At 63.6% G+C, this 21,834-nt stretch carries 23 protein-coding genes; 15 read left to right on the forward strand and 8 right to left on the reverse strand.

Annotation, left to right across the window (positions count from 1 at the left end):
* The 5 genes from E1B25_RS20545 to E1B25_RS20565 form a co-directional block, all read left to right on the forward strand.
* Positions 1-407, forward strand: a 407-nt coding sequence (locus tag E1B25_RS20545; RefSeq protein ID WP_483458028.1) for an elongation factor Tu, incomplete at its 5' end; no start/stop codon positions are given.
* 252 nt (positions 408-659) lie between these two features.
* Complete coding sequence (gene trmB, locus E1B25_RS20550; protein ID WP_206338601.1) at positions 660-1,361, forward strand: tRNA (guanine(46)-N(7))-methyltransferase TrmB; 702 nt, start codon at positions 660-662, stop codon at positions 1,359-1,361.
* A gap of 199 nt (positions 1,362-1,560) precedes the next feature.
* Positions 1,561-2,919 (forward strand): 3-phosphoshikimate 1-carboxyvinyltransferase, encoded by a 1,359-nt coding sequence (gene aroA, locus E1B25_RS20555; protein WP_132831464.1) that lies wholly within the window; start codon positions 1,561-1,563, stop codon positions 2,917-2,919.
* 16 nt (positions 2,920-2,935) lie between these two features.
* Positions 2,936-3,559 carry a (d)CMP kinase gene (locus tag E1B25_RS20560; RefSeq protein WP_132831465.1) on the forward strand — a complete coding sequence of 208 codons (624 nt, stop codon included), beginning with the start codon at positions 2,936-2,938 and terminating at the stop codon, positions 3,557-3,559.
* Between the two features lie 12 nt (positions 3,560-3,571).
* A complete protein-coding gene (locus tag E1B25_RS20565) occupies positions 3,572-4,570 on the forward strand; it encodes an aldo/keto reductase (protein ID WP_132831466.1) in 999 nt (332 codons plus the stop codon).
* A 69-nt stretch (positions 4,571-4,639) separates the two neighbouring features.
* Here the strand turns inward: E1B25_RS20565 and E1B25_RS20570 are convergent, their stop codons facing one another.
* A complete protein-coding gene (locus E1B25_RS20570; RefSeq protein WP_132831467.1) occupies positions 4,640-6,190 on the reverse strand; it encodes an AMP-binding protein in 1,551 nt (516 codons plus the stop codon).
* A 251-nt stretch (positions 6,191-6,441) separates the two neighbouring features.
* Between E1B25_RS20570 and rpsA the strand changes: the two genes are divergently transcribed.
* The 8 genes from rpsA to E1B25_RS20610 all read left to right on the forward strand — a co-directional run bounded on the left by rpsA (position 6,442) and on the right by E1B25_RS20610 (position 12,909).
* A complete protein-coding gene (gene rpsA / locus E1B25_RS20575; RefSeq protein WP_280960257.1) occupies positions 6,442-8,151 on the forward strand; it encodes a 30S ribosomal protein S1 in 1,710 nt (569 codons plus the stop codon).
* Positions 8,152-8,466: 315 nt separating this feature from the next.
* Positions 8,467-8,748 (forward strand): integration host factor subunit beta, encoded by a 282-nt coding sequence (ihfB, locus tag E1B25_RS20580; protein ID WP_132831469.1) that lies wholly within the window; start codon positions 8,467-8,469, stop codon positions 8,746-8,748.
* Positions 8,749-8,752: 4 nt separating this feature from the next.
* Positions 8,753-9,103, forward strand: a complete 351-nt coding sequence (locus tag E1B25_RS20585) for a LapA family protein (protein WP_132831470.1) — start codon at positions 8,753-8,755, stop codon at positions 9,101-9,103.
* Positions 9,104-9,171: 68 nt separating this feature from the next.
* Positions 9,172-9,819: a phosphoribosylanthranilate isomerase gene (locus E1B25_RS20590; protein WP_132831471.1), complete on the forward strand. Its 648-nt coding sequence runs from the start codon at positions 9,172-9,174 to the stop codon at positions 9,817-9,819.
* A gap of 67 nt (positions 9,820-9,886) precedes the next feature.
* Positions 9,887-11,140 (forward strand): tryptophan synthase subunit beta, encoded by a 1,254-nt coding sequence (trpB, locus tag E1B25_RS20595; RefSeq protein WP_132831472.1) that lies wholly within the window; start codon positions 9,887-9,889, stop codon positions 11,138-11,140.
* Positions 11,141-11,352: 212 nt separating this feature from the next.
* Complete coding sequence (locus E1B25_RS20600; RefSeq protein ID WP_132831473.1) at positions 11,353-11,781, forward strand: hypothetical protein; 429 nt, start codon at positions 11,353-11,355, stop codon at positions 11,779-11,781.
* Positions 11,782-11,910: 129 nt separating this feature from the next.
* Complete coding sequence (locus E1B25_RS22265; protein WP_165937708.1) at positions 11,911-12,384, forward strand: hypothetical protein; 474 nt, start codon at positions 11,911-11,913, stop codon at positions 12,382-12,384.
* Between the two features lie 42 nt (positions 12,385-12,426).
* A complete protein-coding gene (locus E1B25_RS20610; protein WP_132831474.1) occupies positions 12,427-12,909 on the forward strand; it encodes a helix-turn-helix transcriptional regulator in 483 nt (160 codons plus the stop codon).
* On the opposite strand, the gene E1B25_RS20615 is transcribed toward E1B25_RS20610, so the two are convergent.
* From E1B25_RS20615 to trpA, 7 genes are all read right to left on the reverse strand, one after another.
* Complete coding sequence (locus E1B25_RS20615) at positions 12,906-13,277, reverse strand: DUF2237 family protein (RefSeq protein ID WP_132831475.1); 372 nt, start codon at positions 13,275-13,277, stop codon at positions 12,906-12,908. The genes E1B25_RS20610 and E1B25_RS20615 overlap by 4 nt on opposite strands.
* 9 nt (positions 13,278-13,286) lie before the next feature.
* Positions 13,287-14,450: a serine hydrolase domain-containing protein gene (locus E1B25_RS20620; protein WP_132831476.1), complete on the reverse strand. Its 1,164-nt coding sequence runs from the start codon at positions 14,448-14,450 to the stop codon at positions 13,287-13,289.
* 162 nt (positions 14,451-14,612) lie between these two features.
* Complete coding sequence (gene pth / locus E1B25_RS20625) at positions 14,613-15,371, reverse strand: aminoacyl-tRNA hydrolase (RefSeq protein ID WP_132831477.1); 759 nt, start codon at positions 15,369-15,371, stop codon at positions 14,613-14,615.
* 206 nt (positions 15,372-15,577) lie between these two features.
* Positions 15,578-16,213 (reverse strand): 50S ribosomal protein L25/general stress protein Ctc, encoded by a 636-nt coding sequence (locus tag E1B25_RS20630; protein ID WP_132831478.1) that lies wholly within the window; start codon positions 16,211-16,213, stop codon positions 15,578-15,580.
* Positions 16,214-16,321: 108 nt separating this feature from the next.
* The gene (locus tag E1B25_RS20635; RefSeq protein ID WP_132831479.1) at positions 16,322-16,942 is read right to left on the reverse strand and encodes a hypothetical protein; all 621 of its coding nucleotides are present in this window, start codon (positions 16,940-16,942) and stop codon (positions 16,322-16,324) included.
* A 4-nt stretch (positions 16,943-16,946) separates the two neighbouring features.
* Positions 16,947-18,113 (reverse strand): alpha-hydroxy acid oxidase, encoded by a 1,167-nt coding sequence (locus E1B25_RS20640; RefSeq protein ID WP_132831480.1) that lies wholly within the window; start codon positions 18,111-18,113, stop codon positions 16,947-16,949.
* Between the two features lie 153 nt (positions 18,114-18,266).
* Complete coding sequence (gene trpA, locus E1B25_RS20645; RefSeq protein ID WP_132831481.1) at positions 18,267-19,058, reverse strand: tryptophan synthase subunit alpha; 792 nt, start codon at positions 19,056-19,058, stop codon at positions 18,267-18,269.
* A gap of 241 nt (positions 19,059-19,299) precedes the next feature.
* On the opposite strand from trpA, the gene ychF reads away from it, so the two are divergent.
* Both ychF and E1B25_RS20655 read left to right on the forward strand, forming a co-directional pair.
* On the forward strand, positions 19,300-20,397 hold the full coding sequence (ychF, locus tag E1B25_RS20650; protein ID WP_132831482.1) for a redox-regulated ATPase YchF: 1,098 nt from the start codon (positions 19,300-19,302) through the stop codon (positions 20,395-20,397).
* A 198-nt stretch (positions 20,398-20,595) separates the two neighbouring features.
* Positions 20,596-21,783, forward strand: coding sequence for an amidohydrolase (locus E1B25_RS20655; RefSeq protein WP_132831483.1), 1,188 nt, complete (start codon positions 20,596-20,598; stop codon positions 21,781-21,783).
* Positions 21,784-21,834 lie beyond the last annotated feature (51 nt).

Genomic DNA, 21,834 nt, shown 5'->3' on the forward strand with positions numbered 1-21,834 from the left:
AAATGTTCCGCAAGCTGCTCGATCGTGGGGAAGCTGGCGACAACATCGGCGCCCTGCTGCGCGGCATCGACCGTGAAGCTGTCGAGCGTGGCCAGGTTCTGTGTAAGCCGGGCTCGGTCAATCCGCACACCAAGTTCGAAGCCGAAGCCTATATCCTGACCAAGGATGAAGGTGGTCGTCACACCCCGTTCTTCGCCAACTATCGCCCGCAGTTCTACTTCCGGACGACAGACGTGACCGGCACCGTGACGCTGCCCGAGGGCACCGAGATGGTGATGCCGGGCGACAACCTGAAGTTCGAGGTCGAGCTGATCGCCCCGATCGCAATGGAAGACGGCCTGCGCTTCGCCATCCGTGAAGGCGGCCGTACCGTCGGCGCTGGCGTCGTATCCAAGATCATCGAGTAATCTTGGCGGTTTAACAGCCGATCCAGACAGTCAACAGGGCCGCTCCACACCGGGGCGGCCCTTTCTCCATGCGGGCGATCCGCCGGGCGTTTCAAAGCCGCCAAAGCGGGCCTGCCACTTCGCAGCCTGCGACTGCGCGCCGCCGCCGTTTTTCCTTTCACCGCAAATATCCCCGCCGGAGGCACGCGTGCGATGCGCGCGTCGGGCATCTCTGGCTTGCCCCGTCGCTTTCCAATCGCTACACCGCGCGCCATGACGCACCCTGAACGCCCACACCGCAACTTTTATGGCCGCATCCGGGGCAAGACCCTGAAGAAAAGCCAGAAGGCCTATCTGTCCGAGGATCTGGCTCCGCTCTCACCCGGTGCCGTGGACTGGGACGAGAACCCCGAGCGCGAGCCGCTTGACCTCGACGCGCTGTTCGGGGGTAAACCGGTCTGGCTTGAGGTCGGGTTCGGTGGTGGCGAGCATCTGGTGCATCAGGCGGCCTCGAATCCGGAAACGGGGATTATCGGGGCCGAACCGTACATAAACGGCGTTGCCATGCTGCTGGGCAAGATCCGGCGCGCGGGGGTCGAGAACCTTGCCATCCATCCCGGCGATGCGCGCGATCTGATGGATGTGCTGCCGGACAACTCGATCGCGCGGGCCTTTCTGCTGTACCCTGACCCTTGGCCCAAGACGCGGCATCACCGCCGCCGCTTTGTCACGCAGGAACATCTGGAGCCGCTGGCGCGAGTGTTGCAGCCCGGCGCGATCTTTCGGGTGGCGACCGACATCGCCGACTATGTGCGTCAGACGCTGGAAGAGGTGCCAAAGGCCGGGTTCGAGTGGCTGGCGGAACGCCCACAAGACTGGCGCGTGGCGTGGGACGATTGGATTCCCACCCGTTACGAGCAAAAGGCGCTGCGCGAGGGGCGGGTGCCGCATTACCTGACCTTCCGCAAGATCTGAACCCTTGCGCCGTCGCCCGACGGGGCGGGGGATCAGCGCGCGATTTGCCGCCGGGGGCCGCCCGGGCCCGGCGTTGCCGTGAAACAGCGCATGGACGGGTGCGCCGTCATGCGTTACCCAAGCGCGGTGAAAATGGCCGTGAGAATGGCTGTGAAAACGGTTATGAAAACATGGCTGTGAAAATAAGGAACGCGCGCAGATGTCCGCACATGGCACCCCGATCCCGATGATGTCCGCCGCCTCTGGTCCGCTGTCCGGCGTGGCCGAGGTGCCGGGCGACAAGTCGATCTCGCACCGGGCGCTGATCCTTGGCGCGATGGCGGTGGGCGAGACCCGGATCACCGGATTGCTGGAAGGCGAAGACGTTCTGGACACTGCCAAGGCGATGCGGGCCTTTGGCGCCGAGGTCACGCGCGACGAGGATGGCACGTGGCATGTTCATGGCGTCGGCGTCGGCGGCTTTGCCGAACCGGATCAGGTGATCGATTGCGGCAATTCGGGAACCGGGGTTCGGCTGATCATGGGGGCGATGGCAACCTCGCCCATCACGGTGACCTTTTGCGGCGACGCCAGCCTGAGCACGCGGCCGATGGCGCGGGTGACCGATCCGCTGGCGCTGTTCGGCGCGCGCGCGGTGGGGCGCTCGGGCGGGCGGTTGCCGATGACGATCGTGGGCGCGGCCGATCCGGTGCCGGTGCGCTATAGCGTGCCGGTGCCCTCGGCACAGGTGAAATCGGCGGTGCTGCTGGCCGGGCTGAACGCGCCGGGCCAGACGGTGGTGATCGAGAAAGAGGCGACCCGCGACCACACCGAACGGATGCTGGCGGGCTTTGGTGCCGAGGTGCACACCGAAGAGACCGACGCGGGCCGGGTGATTACCCTGACCGGCCAGCCAGAGCTGAAACCGCAGGGGATCGCGGTGCCGCGCGACCCGTCCAGCGCCGCCTTTCCGGTCTGTGCCGCGTTGATCGTGCCGGGGTCGGACGTATTGGTGCCGGGAATCGGGTTGAACCCGACGCGGGCGGGGCTGTTTACCACGCTGCGCGAAATGGGTGCGGATCTGACCTATGAGAACGAACGCGAAGAGGGCGGCGAACCGGTGGCGGATCTGCGGGCGCGGTATTCGCCCGAGATGACCGGCATCCGGGTCCCGCCAGAGCGCGCCGCCAGCATGATCGACGAATATCCGATCCTTGCGGTCGTGGCGTCCTGTGCCGAAGGCAAGACGTTGATGACCGGGGTGCGCGAACTGCGGGTCAAGGAATCTGATCGGATCGAGGCCATGGCCGTCGGCCTGCGCGCCTGTGGCGTGACGGTCGAGGATGGCGAAGACTGGTGGGAGGTGACAGGGCTTGGCGCGGGCAATGTGCCGGGCGGGGCAACCTGTGTCAGCCATCTTGATCACCGCATCGCGATGTCCTTTCTGGTGCTGGGGCTGGCCGCGCAACAGCCGGTCTCGGTGGATGACGGCGCACCGATCGCGACTTCTTTTCCCGTGTTCGAGCCCTTGATGGCAGCCTTGGGCGCGCGGATCGTTCGGGTCGCGGTCGAGAATTGACGCGAGGAGCAAAGATATGAGCGAGCCATTTACAGTGGCCATCGACGGGCCTGCGGCCTCGGGCAAGGGGACGATTTCACGCGCCGTGGCCGCACGGTTCGGCTTTGCCCATATGGATACCGGGCTGTTGTATCGGGCCGTCGGGGTGCGGATGCTGGACGGCACCGAGCCGGTCGCGGCGGCGCAGGCCCTGACGCGTGCGGATCTGGCGGATGAGACCCGGCTGCGCGGGGCCGAGGCGGCGCAGGCCGCCAGCAAGGTTGCCGTGCTGCCGGCCGTGCGCGCGGCGCTGGTGGATTTTCAGCGCGCCTTTGCCCGCCGGGCCGGGGGCGCGGTGCTGGATGGGCGCGATATTGGCACGGTGATCTGCCCGCAGGCCGAGGTAAAGCTGTTCGTCACGGCCAGCGCCGAGGTGCGGGCGCACCGGCGGTATCTGGAGTTGCGCAAGAGCGATCCAGACACCACCGAGGACGAGGTTCTGGCCGATGTGCTGGTGCGCGACGCCCGCGACAGCGAACGCACCACCGCGCCCCTGCGCGCGGCGGCGGACGCGGTGCGCATCGACACCTCGCATCTGAGTATTGATGCGGCGGTCGAGATTGCCGTGAAACTGGTGGACGAGAGATACAAACGGGGCTGAGGGACAGTAATCATGAAAAACCGGACCATGGGCAAGGATGGCGCGCGCATTTCGGCCATCGGCATCGGGGCGATGTCGTTCTCGAACTTCTACGGCCCCACCGACGAGGCGCAGAGCCATGCCATTCTGGACGCGGCGCTGGAGCTGGGGGTGAGCCATATCGACACCTCGAACGTCTATGGCATGGGCAAGTCGGAACTGGCGATCGGCAGCTTCCTGAGCGCCCGGCCCGGGGTGCGGGATCAGCTTCATATCGCCACCAAGGCGGGGATCGCGCGGGATGATGCGGGCAACCGGTATTATGACAATTCGGTTGCCTATCTGGAGGCCGAGCTTGACGAGTCGCTGGCGCGGATGGGGATCGAGTGCGTCGATCTGTTCTATATTCACCGGCGCGATGCGGGTTTGCCGATCGAGGCGGCGACTGAAAACCTTGCTGCGCTGGTGAAAAAGGGCAAGACCCGCGCCATCGGCCTTTCCGAGATCGCCCCGGCCAGCCTGCGCCGGGCGTCTGCGGTGCATCCGATCGCGGCGGTGCAATCGGAATATTCGCTTGCGACCCGCGCGCCGGAGCTGGGGTTGGTGCAGACTTGCGCCGAGTTGGGCACGTCGCTGGTGGCCTTCTCGCCGGTGGGGCGGTCGTTGCTGACCGATCATCCGCTGTCGCGGGAGGTGATCCCGGAGCTTGGGTTTCTCAAGTCCAACCCGCGATTCGTCGAGCCTAACCTGAGCGCCAATCTGGACATTTCCGACAGGTTCCGCAGACTGGCCGCCGAGATGGGCGCGCCGGCGGCGGCGCTCGCCATCGCTTGGTTGTTGCACCGGGGCGATCACGTGATCCCGATCCCCGGCACCCGCTCGGTGGACCATTTCCGCGAATTGGTGGCAGGCTGTGATCTGGCACTGTCGGCGGCGGATATGGCGCGGATCGAACAGGTGCTGCCGGTGGGCTGGGCCCATGGCGACCGCTATACCGTCGATCAGTGGGTCGGGCCGGAACGGTTCTGCTGAGGCGGTTTCCGATGCATTCAGGATCCGCCCGGCCTTGCGGCCGGGCGGATCCTTTGACCTGAAGAGGCGCTACACCCCGATTCGATCCCGAAGCACCCGGCGCAGGATCTTGCCGGCGGCGGATTTCGGGATCTCGTCCACCCGCTGCATCCGGCGCACCTGTTTGTAGTGCGACAGGCGACCGTCGAGATAGCCTTGCAGATCCTCCAGCGTCGGATCGGCACCGGGGGCGGCGACGACAAAGGCCATCGGCAGCTCGCCCGCCTCATCATCGGGAAAGCCGATCACCGCCACGTCGGCGACCTCGGGGTGGGTCAGGATCTCGGCCTCCAGTTCGGCCGGCGCGACCTGAAACCCCTTGTACTTGATCAACTCCTTGAGCCGGTCCGTGACATAAAGATAGCCGTCCTCGTCGAAATGGCCGATGTCACCGGTGCGCATCCAGCCGCCCTCGACAATGGTTTCGGCGGTGGCCTGCGGGTTGTTGAGATAGCCTTTCATCACCTGCGGGCCGCGCACCCAAAGTTCGCCATCCACGCCCAGCGGCAGGTCTTGACCGGTCTCGGGGTCGACGATCCGGCTTTGCGTGTTGGGCACCGCCACGCCCGAGGCGCCGGGTTTGCCTTTGCCGTGGGGTGAGACATGGCTGACCGGGCTGAGCTCGGTCATGCCATAGCCTTGCGTCGCGTTGGTGCCCAGCCGCGCGCCCATCGCCTCGGCGACATCCGCCCCCAGCGGCGCGGCGGCAGAGTTCACCTGGGTGACGAAGGACAGATCATAGCTTTCGACCAGCGGATGTTTGGCCAGCGCCAGCGCCACCGGCGGCACGATCCAAAGCCGTGGTGTGCGGTATTTGGTGGTCAGGTCGAGAAACTGCGCCAGATCAAAACGTGGCATGGTCACCAGACCGGCCCCGGCGGCGAGGTAGATGTTCATCAGCACCTCAAGCCCGTAGATATGGAAGAAGGGCAGGAACGCCACCGCCAGTTCGCCGGTGCGCACATCGGCCGGGGCCAGCGATTGATCGATGTTCACCACAAGGTTGCGGTGGGTCAGCATAACCCCCTTGGGAAGGCCGGTGGTGCCCGAGGAATAGGGCAGGACGACCACATGTTCGGCCACATTAACCGGGGCCTGATGCTCCAGCGGGGCCCCCATCAGATCGCTTAGGGGGGTGGCCCCTTCAGCGGCGCCGATCACCACGATCTCTTTCACCCCGGTGCCCTGTATCGCTTCGCGCGCGGTGTCGAGAAAGGCGGGGATGGTGAACAGCACCTCGGCCCCGGCATCGATCAACTGGTGGTTCACCTCATGGGCGGTATAGGTGGGGTTGATGGTGGTGACGGTGCCGCCCGCCCAGGCGATGCCGTGAAACACCACGCAGTAGTCCGGGCAGTTGGGTGCCATCAGCGCCAGCACCTTGCCCGGCGCCCAGCCTCGTTCGGTCAGACCCCCGGCCAGCGATTTCACCGCGCCGGTGAACTGCGCCCCGGTCATTTCCTGCCCGGTGGGGCCGTCGATCAGGACGGTGTAATCGGGGTCGATTCCCGCAAAGACGCGTTCGGTGACGGAGTGCGCGGTGAGCGCGATATCCGCAAACTGGCTGTTGATGAGTGTCATGAAAAGTCCTCCCGCAGGAATTCCTACACAGCGGGCGAGCGTTTCCAACCGGTTTCACCGATGCGGTACGTGACGTCTTTTCCTTGCGCTATTTCCTGCGACCAATTATAGAGCGCCTGTCAATAAGGGCGAAAATGCCCGCGAGCAAAGAAATCGAGCAGGGTCGGGATACACCGGCCCTCTTTGTTTTGCGGCACGTCTGACCAACGAAACCCCAAGACCGGCGGAGACAACCGCGCGGCCGGAAAAATGTGAATGTAAAGGAAACTGAGACCCGAATGGCTCAAAACACATCTATGGAGGAATTCGAAGCCCTCCTGAACGAAAGCTTCGAAATGGACACGCCCAACGAGGGTTCTGTCGTCAAAGGCAAGGTCATCGCAGTTGAAGCGGGCCAGGCCATCATCGATGTCGGCTACAAGATGGAAGGCCGCGTCGATCTGAAAGAATTCGCAAATCCGGGCGAAGCGCCCGACATCGCCGTAGGTGATGAGGTCGAGGTCTATCTGCGCTCGGCAGAGAATGCCCGCGGCGAAGCCGTGATCAGCCGCGAGATGGCCCGCCGCGAAGAAGCGTGGGATCGTCTGGAAAAAGCCTATGCCGACGACCAGCGCGTCGAAGGCGCGATCTTTGGTCGGGTCAAAGGTGGCTTTACCGTCGATCTGGGCGGTGCCGTTGCGTTCCTGCCCGGCAGCCAGGTTGACGTGCGCCCCGTGCGCGACGCCGGCCCGCTGATGGGGCTGAAGCAGCCGTTCCAGATTTTGAAAATGGACCGTCGTCGTGGCAACATCGTTGTGTCGCGCCGCGCCATTCTGGAAGAAAGCCGCGCCGAACAGCGTGCCGAGGTCATCGCGAACCTGACCGAAGGTCAGACCGTGGAAGGTGTGGTCAAGAACATCACCGAATACGGTGCGTTTGTTGATCTGGGCGGTGTTGACGGGCTGTTGCACGTCACCGACATGGCATGGCGCCGCGTCAACCACCCGTCCGAGATCCTGTCGATCGGCGAGACCGTCAATGTTCAGGTCATCAAGATCAACAAGGAAACCCACCGTATCAGCCTGGGCATGAAGCAGCTGCAGGAAGATCCGTGGGATCTGGTTGGGGCCAAGTACCCGCTGAGCACGGTCCACAAAGGCCGCGTGACGAACATCACCGATTACGGTGCATTCGTCGAGCTGGAGCCTGGCGTCGAAGGTCTGGTTCACGTCAGCGAAATGTCCTGGACCAAGAAAAACGTGCATCCCGGCAAGATCGTTTCGACCTCGCAAGAGGTTGACGTCATGGTTCTGGAAATCGATCAGGCCAAACGTCGCGTGTCGCTGGGTCTGAAACAGACCATGCGCAACCCGTGGGAAGTGTTTGCAGAAACCTATCCCGAGGGCACCGAAGTCGAAGGCGAAGTCAAGAACATCACCGAATTCGGTCTGTTCATCGGCTTGGACGGCGACATCGACGGCATGGTTCACCTGTCGGACCTCAGCTGGGACGAGCGCGGCGAAGAAGCGATCCAGAGCTACAAGAAGGGCGATGTGGTTCAGGCCGTCGTCTCGGAAGTGGATGTGGACAAAGAGCGCATCTCGCTGTCGATCAAGGCACTGGGTGGCGACAAGTTCGCCGAAGCTGTTGGCGGCGTGAAGCGTGGTTCGATCATCACGGTGAACGTGACTGCGATCGAAGAAGGTGGTGTCGAAGTGGAATTCGAGGGCATGAAGTCCTTTATCCGCCGCTCCGACCTGTCGCGCGATCGTGCCGAGCAGCGTCCCGACCGGTTCTCGGTTGGCGACAAGATCGACGTGCGCGTGACCAACGTGGACAGCAAATCGCGTCGTCTGGGTCTGTCGATCAAGGCTCGCGAGATCGCCGAAGAGAAAGAGGCCGTGCAACAGTATGGCAGCTCGGACTCGGGTGCATCGCTGGGTGATATTCTCGGGGCCGCTCTGAAGGGCGACAACGAGTAATCGACCACCGATCGGGGCCTGTCCCTGATCTGGCTTAGAACGGGCCCCGGACATCATGTCCGGGGCCCGTTTTCATTTCCCGCGGGGCGTGCGCGCGATTCGCGACCTCGCTCGTTCCCCCTGTCACGCTGCGCTGCAGCACGGGAAAAGCGGCGTGAATCCGGCTTGCGCGGTGTGGCAAGGCGGTCTGCACCCGGAATTTCCGTGTTAAAACCTGTACTTCCGGTTTCCGTATCGACATATTCAGCTTATAGTCTGGGAAACGCACTGAAGAATGCTTGCCGAAAAATTTACTGCGCCTCGGGAGGGCCAGCCATGATCCGGTCGGAACTGATCCAGAAAATTGCCGATGAAAACCCGCATCTGTATCAGCGGGATGTGGAGCGCATCGTGAACACCGTGTTCGAAGAGGTGACCGAGGCGATGGCCCGCGGCGACCGGGTTGAACTGCGCGGGTTCGGCGCCTTTTCGGTGAAGAAACGCGACGCGCGGATCGGTCGCAATCCAAGAACGGGCGAAACCGTGCATGTTGAGGAAAAATACGTTCCCTTCTTCAAGACGGGAAAGCTCCTGCGGGATCGTTTGAACGGAAAGTAAGCTGATGCGCTATCTTCGCTATGCATTCCTGGCTGTGCTGGGGATCTTGTTGATTTCGGTGTCGCTGGCCAATCGTGGCGCGGTGACACTCAGCCTGATGCCCGATGATATTGCCGGGCTTGTGGGGGGGAATTTCACCCTTTCGCTGCCATTGTTTGTCGTGATGCTGGGCGGTATCGCGGGCGGGCTCGTGATCGGGTTCTTCTGGGAATGGATGCGGGAATACAAGCATCGGCGTGAAGCCGGGCAGAAACAACGCGAAGTGCGCAAGCTGGAGCGTGAGGTGACGCGGCTCAAACGGGCCGAGTCCGAGGGCAAGGACGAGGTTCTGGCGCTTTTGGACGAAACGAGCTGACACCTTTGGCCCGGTGCGCCGGGCGGAAAACGGTTTCCTCTGTTTTCAATGCGCGCTAAACCGCGCCCATGGCATCTGACATCCGGGTAAAAATCTGTGGGCTGCGCCAAGCGGCTGACGTAAAGGCGGCAGTGGCAGCGGGAGCGGGCTATGTCGGGTTTGTCTTCTTCGCCAAATCGCCACGAAATCTGGACCCGGAGCAGGCCGCAGGGCTGGCGTTGGAAGTGCCCGAGGGCATCTGCAAGGTGGCGCTGACGGTGAATGCCGACGACGCCACGCTGGACCGGCTGCTGGATCACGTGCCGCTCGACATGTTGCAGCTTCACGGCAGCGAAAGCCCCGAGAGGGTGCGCGCGATTCGCGCCCGCTATGGTCTGCCGGTGATGAAGGCTGTGGGCGTGGCCGAGGAGGCGGATCTGGCGCAGATCGACCTTTATGCGCAGGTGGCCGACCAGCTTTTGATTGATGCCAAGCCGCCCAAGGGGGCCGAGCTGCCCGGTGGCAATGGGCTGGCGTTTGACTGGCGGCTGTTGGCGGGGCGCAAATACTGGCAGCGGCCCTGGATGCTGGCGGGCGGGCTGACACCCGAAAACGTCGCCGAGGCGCTTCGCCTGACCGGCGCGCGGCAGGTTGATGTCTCGTCCGGGGTCGAGAGCGCGCCGGGGGAAAAGGACGCGGAGCTGATCGCGGCCTTCCTGCGCGCGGCACAGGGATAAGGCGAATCTGCTGGAATTTGTCCGGCGCGCCTTTTATGCAAAGCTGAAAGCAAGCAGGGGGCGTGCAATGGCCGACGATCTTTTCAACTCGTTCATGTCCGGACCGGATGAAAACGGACGTTTCGGCATTTTTGGCGGGCGGTTCGTCAGCGAGACGCTGATGCCGCTGATCCTGAGCCTTGAGGAAGAATACGAACGCGCCAAGACCGACCCGGCCTTTTGGGCCGAGATGGAAGACCTGTGGAAGAACTATGTCGGGCGTCCCAGCCCGCTGTATTTCGCCGAGCGCCTGACCGAGCATCTGGGCGGCGCCAAGATCTATCTCAAGCGCGACGAGCTGAACCACACCGGCGCGCATAAGATCAACAACGTGCTGGGCCAGATCCTGTTGGCGCGCCGCATGGGCAAGACCCGGATCATCGCCGAGACGGGTGCCGGACAGCATGGGGTGGCCACGGCCACTGTTTGCGCCAAGTTCGGGCTGAAATGCGTGGTCTACATGGGCGCCCATGACGTGCGGCGCCAATCGCCCAATGTGTTCCGCATGCGTCTGCTTGGGGCCGAGGTGATTCCGGTGACCTCGGGGCGCGGGACCCTCAAGGATGCGATGAACGACGCGATGCGCGATTGGGTGACCAATGTGAGCGATACGTTCTATTGCATCGGCACGGTTGCCGGTCCGCACCCCTATCCGGCGATGGTCCGCGACTTCCAGTCAGTGATCGGGAAAGAGGTACGCTGGCAACTGGCCGAACAGGAAGGCGAAGGCCGCCTGCCCGATACGGTGATTGCCGCGATCGGGGGCGGATCAAACGCGATGGGGCTGTTCTATCCGTTCCTTGACGACAAAGAGGTTCGGATCATAGGGGTCGAGGCCGGCGGCAAGGGCGTCGATCTGAAGATGGAGCATTGCGCCTCGCTCACTGGTGGGCGGCCCGGTGTGTTGCATGGCAACCGCACTTATCTGCTGCAGGACGACGACGGGCAGATCCTTGAAGGCTATTCCATCTCGGCCGGGCTGGATTACCCCGGCATCGGGCCGGAACATTCCTGGCTGCACGAAGTGGGGCGGGCGGAATATGTCTCGGTCACCGACATGGAGGCGCTGGAGGCGTTTCAGCTGTCGTGTGCGCTGGAGGGAATCATCCCGGCGTTGGAGCCAAGCCATGCGCTGGCCCATGTGATGAAGATCGCCGGCGATCTGCCGCCCGAGCATATCATCGTGATGAACATGTGCGGGCGCGGCGACAAGGACATCTTTACCGTCGCCAAATACCTCGGCTTTGACATGTCTGATACCGAAGGGCGCGACGCCGACTGAGCGCGCAGACCCAGCGGATAGGAAACAGGGGCTGCCTTTGGGCGGCCCCTTTGCTTTATGGCATAAACCAAAGTTTGCAGGCCTAAACCGCGTGCTAGATCGCGTCGGAATAAACCTGCGCTGAATGGTTTTCTCCCTCTCAATGGACTGAGTGTCGGGGCAGGCGGACGTTCACCGCCGCAACGGTTCATGACCATGACAGGAGAAACGACATGACCAGAATTTTGATGACCACCAGCGCCATTCTGCTTGGGCTGACGGCAAGCGCACATGCTTCGGATTATGCCGGGCGCATGGGGCGCGATTTAGATGGCGCGGGTTCGGCGGCGGCTTCGAGCGTTACCAGCGGTGCCTCCGGCATGGGCCACGACAGTGGTGATGATGGCGTAGGTCACGACAGCGGCGATGATGGTGCGGGTTCCGACAGCGGCGATGATGGCGCGGGCCACGACAGTGGCGATGATGGCGCAGGCCACGACAGCGGCGACAGCGGCGGTGAAAGTGGTGGCAGCGATGGTGGTCATGGTGGGAGCGGTGACGGCCATGGTGGTGACGGCCATGGCGGCGACGGCCATGGCGGCGACGGCGAAAGCGGTGGCGGCGAAAGCGGCGATGGGGACAGCGGCGACGGCGACGACTAACCCAGCGCCCAAGGGAAACACAGCTTCGGCCGTGAGATCAGAGACCAGATGTCACGGTTGAGCTTGCCCGCAGATTCGGGGCACGGTGACGTCGTGCCCCGCAACGCACAACAAGGAGGAAGGTGCCCCATGCCGCAGCGACTGAACAGGATCGTTCTGGCCCTGGCGGTTGTCCTGGCCAGCGCTGGTATCGTCCGGGCGGAGGCGGTTACGGATGCGATCACCCGGCAACTGCGGCAACAGGGCTATACCCAGATCACGGTAACGCGCACCTTTCTTGGCCGTGCCCGGATCGTCGCCACCAGCCCGGACCAGGACCGCGAAATCATCGTCAACCCGCGCACCAACGAGATCTTGCGCGACTATTCCGAGAGTCGGGGGGCCGGAGATGCCACAGCCCCGGGCCGAGGTCTGCTTGATCTCTTCAGCCGGGCGCAAGGTGTGCCCGCTACGGATAGCGGCGCCGGAGGTGAGGATGGTGCCGATGACGGCGCAGACGGCGGCGGTGGGGAGAGCGGCGATGGTGCGGACGGTGACGGTGGCGACGGTGGTGATGGCGACGGCGGCGATGGGGATGGTGGTGACGGCGGTGGCGATGACTGATTGGCGTCCTGCGCTGTCCGCGCGACCGACCGGAGCGGCCGCATGAGGGCGGGCTGGTTCCTTGGGGCGCTGATGCTGGTGCAGGGGCTTTGCGCCATGTTCTTCGTCTCTGACATCATGCTGACGGTGCTTGAGGTCCGCTCACGTCCGGTCAGTTGGCAGACGCGCGAACTTTTGGAGATCGGCGCCGGCGTGGGGCTAATCCTTGGCGTGATACTGGGCTGGATCGCCTATCGGCGCAGTCAGGCCCGCGTCCGGGCGGCCGAGGAGAGCCTGCGGATGGTGCAAGCGGCCTTCAAAGATCATCTGGAGGAACGGTTCACCGCCTGGGGACTGACGCCAGCAGAACGCGATGTGGCGCTGTTCTCGATCAAGGGGCTGAGCCTGGCCGAGATCGCCCAACTGCGCAACACCTCCGACGGCACCGTCAAGGCCCAGAGCAACGCCATCTATCGCAAGGCCGGGGTCAGCGGACGGCCGCAATTGCTGAGCCTGTTCATCGAGGATCTGGTGGCCGGTGACTAGGGCGCAGCATTCTCTTTCAGCACCGCCAGCGGCACCACATCGAGCGCTTTGGCGTGGGTCGCCTCAAGATGTACCTTGGGGGCGCAACCCTCGTCGTGGGCCTGTAGAAAACGCGCCGCGCAGAGGCACCAGCTATCCCCGGCTTTGAGGCCGGGAAAGTGGAACTCGGCGTGCGGCGTGGTCAGGTCATTTCCGACATATTTGGAATAGGCCAGAAATTCGGCTGTCATCACGGCGCAGACGGTATGGCTGCCCTGATCGGCGGCGCAGGTGTTGCAGTGCCCGTCGCGGAAGAACCCGGTCAACGGATCGGAGGAGCAGGGCGCCAGCGCCCCGCCCAGAACATTGAGGCTGTCATCTGGTTTCATCGGAGCAGCCTATAGGGTTTTTGCGATTCTGCGGAACATTTCGAGGTTCTGTTCATATGCGCCGGTGTCGCGGAAATGTCGGTCGGCCCCGGTGGCCACGATCAGCACACCGGAGGGCTGGTCGATATAGATGTATTGGCCATAGATACCGCGGCCAAAGAACTCTCCGTCATGGGCGTCGGCGGGAACCCACCATTGAAAGCCATAGCGGATCTTGCCCGGCGCTGTCGGCGCGCTGGCTTTGGTCGAGGCGGCGATCCAAGCGGCGGAGACCAGCTGCTTGCCACCATAGACCCCGTCTTGCGCGATCATCAGGCCAAAGCGGGCATAGTCGCGGGTGGTGAAGTTCAGCCCGCCCAGAACAAAGGCGACGCCAGCGCCGTCGGTGATGTATTGGCCGTCCTGCTCCAACCCCAGCGGTGCGATGATCTTTTCCGTCAGCAGGTCAGGCACGCTGCGCCCGGTGGCGCCACGGATCACCATGCCGATTACATGGGTGTCGATCGAGACATACTTCCAGATCTCGCCCGGTTCGGCGAAGCGTACGGTAAAGCTGGCGGTGAAATCGTCCAGCGTCCCGCCCAGAGCCACCACGCGGCCCATGCGGTTGATGTCGGAGTTAAAGTCGAAATAATCCTCGTCGAAGGTGACGCCCGAGGCCATGTTCAGCACGTTGCGGATGCTGGCCCCGTCATAGGCCGAGCCGACGAGCAGGGGCGCGTATGTCGTCACCGGGTCGTCGATCGAGGCGATCGCGCCTTCCTCCAGCAGCACACCAAGCAGGGCGGAGAGATAGCTTTTTGCGACCGACCATGAAATGCGGCGATCCTCCGGGCCGGTGCCGAGGTAGTAATCCTCAAACCGGGTTTCGCCGTGTTTGATCACCAGCAGCGAGGTGACGGCGCGCGCTTTCAGCCATGTGTCGGACCCGTCGGGCAGGTCGATAGCGTCGCCCTTGGGCAGCGGGCTGACGCCGCCGGTCCCGCGTGGCAGCGTCGTGGTGAGAAAGGCCGCGTCCATGTGAGAGAAATTCTGGACGATCTTGCCCTCGTCAAACAGCGTGTTAACGGCCCAGAGGCGGGTGATCTCTTCGCGTTTCCATAGGCCGACGACGACGGCGGCCAGTATCAGGGCCAGAAGGATCCGGCCCGCCCATTTCCCGAATTTGCGCATAGTTTTCCTCCACTTTGCCCCATCTGAGCCAAGGAAGGGCGATGCGGCAAGGGAAACGCTGGGGAAACCGCCCAAGACGTTGGTCTGGGGAGGCTGCGGCGATGTGGTCCGGGCGGGGAACAGTTGTTGGCAGTGTTGGTTATCAGAAGGGCGCGCGTGGGTTCAGCGAAACTTGTCCATGAGTTTCTGCATCGGGGTGCGCTCGCTTTCCGTGGCGGGTGTTGCCGGTGCGGATGCGGGGGGCGTCTTGGGGGCGGGGGCCGATTTTGGAGTGGCGGCCGCTTTAGGAGTGGGGGCCGCCTTAGGGGTGGCATCGGGCTTGGCCTGCGGCTTTGCCGAGGTCGAGGAGCGCGGCGGCGCTGTGCGCAGCGAGACCGCGTTCATGAACTTGCCACCGTCGCCAGCGGCCAGATGGTTGGCCCCGTCAGAAACCCCGCGCAGCACATCGTCGAGCCAGCCCTCGTCGGCGCGGGCAAAGTCGTGCAGGACATAGCCTGACACTAGTTCTTTGCGCCCCGGATGGCCGATCCCAAGGCGCACGCGACGATAGGCCTCGCCGATATGGCCGTGGATCGAGCGCAGCCCGTTGTGGCCAGCATGGCCACCGCCCTGTTTCACCCGCACCTTGCCCGGGGCGAGGTCAAGTTCATCATGAAAGACGGTCACATCCCCCGGTTCCAGCTTGTAAAAGCGCATTGCCTCGCCGACCGACTGGCCAGAGAGATTCATGAAGGTTTCCGGTTTCAGCAACAGCACCTTGTCACCGCCAAGGCGGCCCTCGGCGATCTGTCCCTGAAACTTGGATTTCCACGGGCCAAAGCCATGATCGGCGGCGATACCGTCCAATACCATGAAACCGATATTGTGCCGGTTATGGGCGTATTTCGCGCCCGGATTGCCAAGGCCGACAAAGAGTTGCATCGCAAACCTCACGGGTGAAAGGGATCGGGCCCTACATGCCCGGAAACCGGCGCGGAATCCAGAGCGGGCAGGGGGGTGTCTGCCCTGCGTGGTCGTCGGGTGTTTCATGGGGCTCGCCGGTCCGGCTCTGAAAACGGGCCGGGGCAATAGCGCGAACGAAAACGGGGCCCCGAAGGACCCCGTTTCCAATTACGATGCGCGCAGGATTATTCCTCGGCAGCAACCTCGCCTTCGGCGCCTTCGTCATCGGCTTCGTTCTCGGAAGAACGCAGGCCCGACGGGGCCGAGATGTTGGCGATCACGAAGTCGCGGTCGATGGTCGCCTTGGTGCCAGCAGGCAGCTCGATGGCGGAAATCGTCACGGTGTCGCCGACGTTCAGACCGGTCAGATCGACGGTCAGCTTTTCGGGGATATCACCGGCGGTCACCATCAGCTCGACCTCGGGGCGTACAACGGTCAGAACGCCACCCTTCTTGATGCCGGGGGCTTCCTCTTCGTTGAGGAACTCAACCGGGATGAAGAGGTTGATTTTCGAGTTGCGGTGCAGGCGCATCAGGTCGAGGTGCGTCGGCAGGTCCTTGACCACGTCGCGCTGCACGTCGCGGCAGATCACCCGCACATCGTCGTGGCCTTCGACCTTGAGGTTGAAGAGCGTCGATTTGAAACGCCCCGCCCGCAATTGCGTCAGCAGCTTGTTGAACGGGATCTGAATCGGCAGCGGATCGCTTTCACCACCAAAAACAATACCCGGAACCATGCCAGCGCGGCGCGCCTGACGAGCGGCGCCCTTGCCTGTCCCCGTCCGTTCCAGAGCTACGAGATCAGGAATCTCTCCAGCCATAATAATTCTCCAAGGTTGGGGCGGGCATCCTCCAAGGCTGTATGCCCGCGTGAAGCCGCGCGTATAGACGGGATCGGCCCCGTTGAAAAGGGGGAGCTTGGGGCGGTGTCAGGCCAGATCCGAGACCAGATGCCCACCGGCGTCCCGCAGGCGATCATAAAGCGCGAATTCCTCGGGCCGTGCCGCGCGCAGCCGGGTTCGCAGATCGGGGTCGAGCGGCGCCTCGGCCGGGGGCGAGACATTCTTGCGTTGCAGCGTCACCGGCTCACCGAAGCGGGTTTCCAGAAAGCGCAGGATCTGCGGCTGCTCCTCATAGGCGAACAGGTGATGCACCAGAAGTTGTTTGCGCGCCGAGGTGAGAAACCGGAACTGGCTGCCGATCTGCGCATGGGCCGGGGGATCGTCGCGGATCACGTCGCGGACAAAATCATCAAAGCTGAGCGTATCGGTGGCCGCGTCCTTGTCCAGCAGCCGCTCGCGGGTGCGGTATTTGTACCAGCTGCGGATCTGGTCTTCGGGGGCGCGCATCACCGCCATCCGCTCCGGTACCAGCGCGAAGGCCCGTTTCAGAAAGGGCGCGATCTGGTTGTGGAAACGTTGCGCGGTGATGTGCTTGCGCTGTTTCGAAAAGGCGATGTCCGCGCGCGCGCGCAGCGCGAGCTCCAGCGCGGTGGTGCCGGTCTTCGGCACCGCCAGAAAGACCAGCGATTCGGCAGAGAAGACGAGCAAGCGCTCAGTCCTGCCAGCGGCCGCCGAAATCCTCCGGCACCAGCAGATTGTGCCGGCCCAATGCCGTGACCTTGCGCTCACCGCAAAGCGCCATCGTGGTGTCCAGTTCTTTCTGGATCACCTCAAGCGCGGTACTCACCCCCTGTTGCCCCTGTGCCCCGAGCCCATAGACAAAGGCGCGGCCGATCATCGTGCCCTGTGCCCCGAGCGCCAGCGCCTTGAGCACGTCCTGACCCGAGCGGATGCCACTGTCGAGAAAGACCTCGGTCTGACCACCGACGGCGTCCATGATCGCGGGCAGCATGCGGATCGTGCTGAGCGCCCCGTCAAGTTGGCGACCGCCATGGTTCGACACGACGATGGCATCGGCCCCCAGTTTGGCGGCCATCTTGGCGTCTTCGGCGTCCATGATGCCCTTGAAGATCACCTTGCCGCCCCATTGGTCCATCAGCTTTTCGATCTTGCCCCAGTCCAGCGTCGGGTCGAACTGTTCGGTGGTCCATGCGTTCAGTTGCGAGGTGTCTGACACGCCCTTTACGTGGCCGACGATATTGCCGAAATGGCGCCGCTTGGCCCCCAGCATCCCGATCCCCCAGCGCCACTTGGTGGCAAGGTTGGCGATGGTCCTTGGCGTCAGTTTTGGCGGGGCTGACAGCCCGTTCTTGAGATCCTTGTGGCGCTGCCCGAGGATCTGCAGGTCAAGCGTGATCACCAGCGCCGAACATTTCGCATCCTTGGCGCGTTGGATCAGGCGGCTGACGTAATCCTCGTCCTTCATGGTGTAGAGCTGGAACCAGAAGGGTTTGCTGGTCGCCTCGGCCACGTCTTCGATCGAGTTGATCGACATGGTCGACAGGGTGAAGGGCACGCCGAAGGCCTCGGCGGCCTTGGCGGCCTTGATCTCGCCGTCCGCATGTTGCATGCCGGTCAGCCCGACCGGGGCCAGCGCAACCGGCATGGCCACATCCTGTCCGATCATCTGGCTGGCGGTGGAGCGCCCGGACATGTCCACGGCGACCCGTTGGCGCAGGCGGATCAGGTCGAAATCAGAACAGTTGTCGCGAAAGGTCTGTTCGGTCCAGCTGCCGCTTTCGGCATAGTCGTAGAACATGCGCGGAACGCGGCGTTGATAGATGCGTTTGAGATCTTCGATATTGGTGATCACTGGCATGGCCGCCGCCCTTTTCGCAAATCCATTGGTCCAGATGGGTTACCAATGCTCGGCGCAATAGACAATGTCGCAGTTGCAAATGCTAGCCTCGGGGCCAAGAGGCCGGTGGCGCAGAGACTGCTTGGCCGGGGCTAGACCTGGATCAGGAAAACGTCAGGCGCGGTGGGCGCCGTCAGCGAGGGATTTGACAAAGGCCAGAACCTCGTCGACGGGCTTGCCCGCAGCGATCTGGCCGACAATGGCCGAGCCGACAACGGCACCGTCGGCAACGCTGGCGATGGCCTGTGATTTCTCGGGCGTATTGATGCCAAAGCCGACGATGACCGGAATATCGGTCTTGGCCTTGATCCGCGCCACCTCGGGGGCGACATTGGCGGCCTCGGCCTCGCCCGCGCCGGTGATGCCGGTGATCGACACGTAATAGAGAAATCCGGAGGTGTTTTGCAGCACCTTGGGCAACCGCTTGTCATCGGTGGTCGGGGTGGCCAGCCGGATGAAGTTCAGCCCTGCCGCCTGCGCCGGGATGCACAGCTCGTCGTCTTCTTCGGGCGGCAGATCGACCACGATCAGCCCGTCGATCCCGGCCTTTTTCGCGGCGATCAGAAACGCGTCGACCCCCATCGAATAGATCGGGTTGTAGTAGCCCATCAACACGATCGGGGTGGTATCGTCGCCCTTGCGGAATTCGGTCGCCAGATCCAGCGTCTTGCGCAGGGTCATGCCCGCTTCCAGCGCGCGCTGGCCCGCGGCCTGAATGGTTGGCCCGTCGGCCATCGGATCGGTAAAGGGCAGGCCCAGTTCGATAATGTCGACGCCCGCACCCGGCAGCCCCTTAACCACCTCAAGCGAGGTGGCGTAATCGGGATCGCCCGCCATGACATAAGACACAAAGGCCTTCTTTCCCTGCGCCCTGAGGTCGGCGAATTTGGCGTCGATGCGCGTCATGGAAGGCCCCCGTCTGTCTGTCAGCGTCTGTCGTTTGCTCCGGTTTGGCGAATACGCACAGGGAAATCAATGGCAAAGGCACGCGGCGGGACTGCGGCGAAATCGGTTGCGGATTTCATGTCGTCCCCCCCGTTCGCCCTGTTTGCAACGCCGCCAAGACAGGGCCAAGGTGACAACGCCCGTTGCAGCGGGCGGTTTCAGCGCATAGAAGGCGCCCCAAAGCGAAGATGCGGAGGGCCAGATGGGCTTCAAGATGGGAATTGTCGGGCTGCCCAATGTGGGTAAGTCCACGCTGTTCAATGCGCTGACCAAGACCGCCGCGGCGCAGGCGGCGAATTTCCCGTTCTGCACGATCGAGCCGAACGTGGGCGAGGTTGCCGTGCCGGACGCGCGGCTGGACAAGCTGGCGGCGGCGGCGGGCAGCAAGCAGATCATCCCGACCCGGATGACCTTTGTGGACATCGCCGGTCTGGTGAAGGGCGCCTCCAAGGGCGAAGGGCTGGGCAACCAGTTTCTCGCCAACATCCGCGAGGTTGACGCTATCGCCCATGTGCTGCGCTGTTTTGAAGATAGCGACGTCACCCATGTGGAGGGGCGCGTCGATCCGGTGGCCGACGCCGAGACCATCGAGACCGAGCTGATGCTGGCCGATCTGGAAAGCATCGAGAAGCGTCGCGCCAACCTTGTTCGCAAGCTTAAGGGCAATGACAAGGAGGCGCAGCAGCAAGACCGTTTGCTGGCCGCCGCGCAGGCCGCGATCGAGGACAGCAAGCCGGCCCGCACGGTCGAGATCGACGAGGACGACGCCAAGGCGTGGAAGATGCTGCAACTGTTGACCTCCAAGCCCGTTTTGTACGTTTGCAACGTGTCCGAATCCGAGGCGGCGAGCGGCAACGCCCTGTCCGAGGCCGTGGCGAAAATGGCCGCTGCCGAGGGCAATTCGCATGTCGTCATCAGCGCCCGGATCGAAGAAGAGATCAGCCAGCTTGACGCGGACGAGGCACAGATGTTCCTCGAAGAGATGGGGCTGGAAGAGCCCGGGCTCGACCGTCTGATCCGCGCCGGATACGAGCTTTTGCATCTGGAAACCTATTTCACCGTCGGCCCGAAAGAGGCCCGCGCCTGGACCATTCAGGCCGGGACAATGGCGCCGCAGGCGGCCGGTGTGATCCACGGGGATTTCGAAAAGGGATTCATCCGCGCCGAGACGATCGCATTTGACGATTTCGTCGGCTGTGGTGGCGAACAGGGCGCCAAGGAGGCCGGCAAGATGCGGTCCGAGGGCAAGAGCTATACCGTCAAGGATGGCGACGTGCTGCACTTCCTGTTCAATAATTGACCTAACATTCGGGCCTGAATCCGGGCCTGAATACAGATCGTCCGCCCCGCGCCCAAGCGCGCCCGGCGGACGGGCCTTGGCCTGACGGTCTGTGACGATGACACCGCGAATTCGGTCTCGCAGCCCGCGGTGGGGCTCGCTATGGTGCGCGGGTCCCCCGGCCGGTTGTCGGGGGTCCAACATGCCGAAGGAGCCTGCATGTCCCGGACCGCCGCCTCATATCCCCGCCTTGGCAACGCTGACATTGCAGAATTGACCGATTGGCGGCGCGAATTGCACCGTCACCCTGAAGTATCGGGGGAAGAGGCCGAGACAGCCCAGCGTGTGCAGGCCGTGTTGCAGGCCACCGGGCCGGATCGCATCGTGACAGGATTGGGCGGACATGGGGTCGCCGCAGTCTATGAGGGCAGCGCGCCCGGTCCCCGCGTGTTGCTGCGCTGCGAATTGGACGCGCTGCCGATCGAGGAACACACCAAAGCCGCCTACCGCTCTACCGTTCCGGGCAAGGGGCATCTGTGCGGCCATGACGGTCATATGGCGATGCTTGCGGCCACGGCGCGTTTGTTGGGCCGGTCCCGCCCTGCGCGTGGCAGTGTCGTGTTGATGTTCCAGCCCGCCGAGGAGGATGGCTCTGGTGCGGCCAAGGTGATCGGCGATCCCGGCTTTGCTGCGCTGCAGCCCGATTTCGCCTTTGCGATCCATAATATGCCCGGGATGCCACTGGGCCGTGTGGCGTTGACGCCGGGGCCGTCTGCCTGTGCCTCGCGCGGGATGCGGCTGCGGCTGATCGGCAAGACGGCTCATGCCTCGCAGCCCGAAACCGGCCTGTCACCGATGCCGGTGCTGTCGAAATTGATGCCCGCGCTCACGGCGCTGGGGCAGGGCGGCCCGCTTGACGACCCGGGTTTTGCGCTGGCCACGGTCACCCATGCCCGACTGGGCGCGCCGGCTTTTGGCATTGCCCCGGGCGAGGCCGAGCTTTTTGTCACCCTGCGCAGCCTGACAGATGGCCGCATGGAGCAACTGGTGAGCGAGGCCGAGGCACTGGTGCAAGAGGCCGCCGCCGCCGCGGGGTTGGAGGCTGACATCACCTATGAAGATGTTTTCGTGACCACGACCAGCGATGCGGATGCTGTGGCGATCGCCAGCCGGGCGCTTGATCATCTTGGTATCCCCCATGGGCGCGACCCGCTGCCAATGCGCCCGTCCGAGGATTTCGGCCGCTTCGGCGCCGGGGCAGAGCTGGCCTTTCTGCTATTGGGAGCAGGAGAGGGGCGTCCGGCGCTGCATAATCCTGACTACGACTTTCCCGACGAGCTGATCCCGACAGGCGCGGCCATTTTCACGGCTATCGTCGACGAGATCCTGGGCGCCCCTACGACTTGACGGGGGAGATCCGACGGCTGGGATCTTAATGGGGGGGGGGGGGGGGGGGCC

It is taken from the genome of Antarcticimicrobium sediminis, assembly GCF_004348975.1.
Classification (GTDB): domain Bacteria; phylum Pseudomonadota; class Alphaproteobacteria; order Rhodobacterales; family Rhodobacteraceae; genus Antarcticimicrobium; species Antarcticimicrobium sediminis.